This window comes from Cupriavidus sp. 05N40, assembly GCF_056397305.1.
The window spans coordinates 1-3,145 of record NZ_JBFTND010000388.1; the positions used below are offsets into that span (position 1 = coordinate 1).

A 3,145-nucleotide genomic window follows, 5' to 3' on the forward strand; every position below is an offset into this window, starting at 1 on the left:
CTGTTCGAGCAAAGCGTCACCTCCGAACTGAGTTTCGCAAAGTTCTCGGCGCTCCTGTCCGGCGGCTTCGTCAAGCTGGTTCTGCTGGCCCTGATCTGGGGTTACCTCCACCACTTCTGTGCCGGCATCCGTTTCCTGCTGCTCGACGTGCACGTCGGCGTGACCAAGCCGGCCTCGGCCAAGTCCGCTGTCGCCGTGATGGTCATCAGCCTGTTGCTCACCGCGATTTTCGGCCTGAAGCTGTTCGGCCTGTTTTGAGGAGAGTCAAGGTGGCAAATAATAATATCGGTCCCAAGCGTCTTGTCGTCGGTGCGCACTACGGTCTGAAAGACTGGCTCGCGCAGCGCGTCACCGCTGTCATCATGGTGGTCTTCACCGTCGTGCTGGCAGTCGCCTTCCTGCTCTCGAACGGCGCTTCCTACGAAGCGTGGGCAGGTCTCTTCTCCAACCAGTGGATGAAGATCATCACGTTCCTCACCATCCTGTCGCTGCTGTTCCACGCCTGGATCGGCGTACGCGACATCTGGATGGACTATGTGAAGCCGATGGCCGTGCGCCTCGTGCTGCAAGTTCTTACGATTCTGTGGCTCGTCGGTTGCGCGGGCTACGCAGCTCAGATTCTCTGGAGGGTGTAATAAATGGTCGCAGTCAAGACAGGATTGCCGCGTCGTCGCTTTGACGTGGTCATCGTCGGGGCGGGCGGCGCCGGGATGCGCGCATCCCTCCAGCTCGCGGAAGCCGGCCTGAACGTGGCCGTGCTCTCCAAGGTGTTTCCCACGCGCTCGCACACGGTAGCGGCGCAGGGCGGCATCGGTGCCTCGCTCGGCAACATGAGCGAGGACAATTGGCACTATCACTTCTACGACACCATCAAGGGTTCCGATTGGCTGGGCGACCAGGACGCGATCGAATTCATGTGCCGTGAAGCGCCCAAGGTGGTCTACGAGCTCGAACACTTCGGCATGCCGTTCGACCGCAACCCCGACGGCACCATCTACCAGCGCCCGTTCGGCGGCCACACCTCGAACTACGGCGAGAAGCCGGTCCAGCGCGCYTGCGCCGCGGCCGACCGTACCGGCCACGCGCTGCTGCACACGCTGTACCAGCGCAACGTGCGCGCCAAGACGCATTTCTTCGTCGAATGGATGGCGCTGGACCTGATCCGCGACGCCGACGGCGACGTGCTGGGCGTGACCGCGCTGGAAATGGAAACCGGCGAGGTCTACATCCTCGAGGCCAAGACCACGCTGTTCGCCACCGGCGGCGCCGGCCGCATCTACGCCGCGTCGACCAAYGCCTTCATCAACACCGGTGACGGCCTGGGCATGGCRGCGCGCGCAGGCGTGCCGCTGGAAGACATGGAGTTCTGGCAGTTCCACCCGACCGGCGTGGCCGGCGCGGGCGTGCTGATCACCGAAGGCGTRCGCGGCGAAGGCGGTATCCTGCGCAACAAGGACGGCGAGCGCTTCATGGAGCGCTACGCGCCGACGCTGAAGGACCTGGCGCCGCGCGACTTCGTCTCGCGCTCGATGGACCAGGAAATCAAGGAAGGCCGTGGCTGCGGCCCGAACGGCGACTACGTGCTGCTGGACCTCACCCACGTCGGTGCGGACACCATCATGAAGCGCCTGCCGTCGATCCGCGAAATCGGCATGAAGTTCGCCAACGTGGATGCGATCAAGGAACCGATTCCCGTCGTCCCGACCATCCATTACCAGATGGGCGGTATCCCGACCAATATCCATGGTCAGGTCGTGGCGCCGAAGAACGGCAACCCCAACGATGTCGTGAACGGTTTCTACGCGATCGGCGAATGCTCSTGCGTGTCGGTGCACGGCGCCAACCGCCTGGGCACCAACTCGCTGCTSGACCTGGTGGTGTTCGGCCGCGCGGCCGGCAACCACATTGCCGCGACCGCGATCAAGCAGAAAGAGCACAAGCCGCTGCCGGCCGATGCTGCTGACCGCGCCATGTCGCGCCTGGCCAAGCTGGAGTCGTCGTCGTCGGGCGAGTACACCCAGGACGTGGCCAACGACATCCGCAAGAACATGCAGTCGCATGCGGGCGTGTTCCGTACGCAGAAGCTGATGGACGAAGGCGTCGAACGCATCCTGGAAGTGACCGAGCGTGCTGCCAACATCCACCTGAAGGACAAGTCCAAGGTCTTCAACACCGCACTGGTGGAAGCCCTGGAAGTGGCCAACCTGGTGGAAGTGGCCAAGGCAACCATGATCTCGGCGGCTGCCCGCAAGGAATCGCGYGGCGCGCACGCGCACAGCGATTTCCCGAACCGCGACGACCAGAACTGGCTCAAGCACACGCTGTTCTACAGCGAAGGCAATCGCCTCGACTACAAGCCGGTGAAGATGGAACCGCTGACGGTGGAAAGCGTTCCGCCCAAGGCMCGGACCTTCTAAGCACCGCGTCGAAGAGCTAAACAGGACCCACAGAAATGAAGCGTATTTTCGAAGTCTACCGCTACGATCCGGACAAGGATGCAGCTCCCCGCATGCAGACCTACGAGGTCGAGCTGGACGGTCACGAGCGCATGCTGCTCGACGCGCTGGTCAAGCTGAAGAAGCTGGACGAGACCATCTCGTTCCGCCGCTCCTGCCGCGAAGGCGTGTGCGGTTCGGACGCGATGAACATCAACGGCAAGAACGGCCTGGCGTGCCTGACCAATATGCGCGAGCTGCCGGACCGCATCGTGCTGCGCCCGCTGCCCGGCCTGCCGGTCGTGCGCGACCTGATCGTCGACATGACGCAGTTCTTCAAGCAGTACAACTCGATCAAGCCGTACCTCATCAACGACGAGCCGCCGCCCGAGAAGGAGCGCCTGCAGTCGCCCGAGGAACGTGACGAGCTCGACGGGCTGTATGAGTGCATCCTGTGCGCGAGCTGCTCGACGTCCTGCCCGTCGTTCTGGTGGAACCCGGACAAGTTCGTCGGCCCGGCCGGCCTGCTGCAAGCCTACCGCTTCATCGCGGACAGCCGCGACCAGGCCACCAGCCAGCGCCTGGACGACCTGAACGACCCGTACCGCCTGTTCCGTTGCCACAGCATCATGAACTGCGTCGACGTCTGCCCGAAGGGGCTGAATCCGACCAAGGCCATCGGCAAGATCAAGGAGCTGATGGTTCGCCGC

At 63.4% G+C, this 3,145-nt stretch carries 4 protein-coding genes; all 4 read left to right on the forward strand.

Annotation, left to right across the window (positions count from 1 at the left end; all coding sequences use genetic code 11):
• On the forward strand, positions 1-258 hold a 258-nt coding region (gene sdhC / locus AC1DO7_RS40580; RefSeq protein WP_441624479.1), incomplete at its 5' end, for a succinate dehydrogenase, cytochrome b556 subunit.
• A gap of 11 nt (positions 259-269) precedes the next feature.
• Positions 270-635, forward strand: coding sequence for a succinate dehydrogenase, hydrophobic membrane anchor protein (gene sdhD / locus AC1DO7_RS40585; protein WP_441624477.1), 366 nt, complete (start codon positions 270-272; stop codon positions 633-635).
• Positions 636-638: 3 nt separating this feature from the next.
• Positions 639-2,417: a succinate dehydrogenase flavoprotein subunit gene (gene sdhA / locus AC1DO7_RS40590; RefSeq protein WP_441624475.1), complete on the forward strand. Its 1,779-nt coding sequence runs from the start codon at positions 639-641 to the stop codon at positions 2,415-2,417.
• A 35-nt stretch (positions 2,418-2,452) separates the two neighbouring features.
• Positions 2,453-3,145: succinate dehydrogenase iron-sulfur subunit (locus AC1DO7_RS40595; RefSeq protein ID WP_441624473.1), on the forward strand; the 693-nt coding region annotated here is incomplete at its 3' end.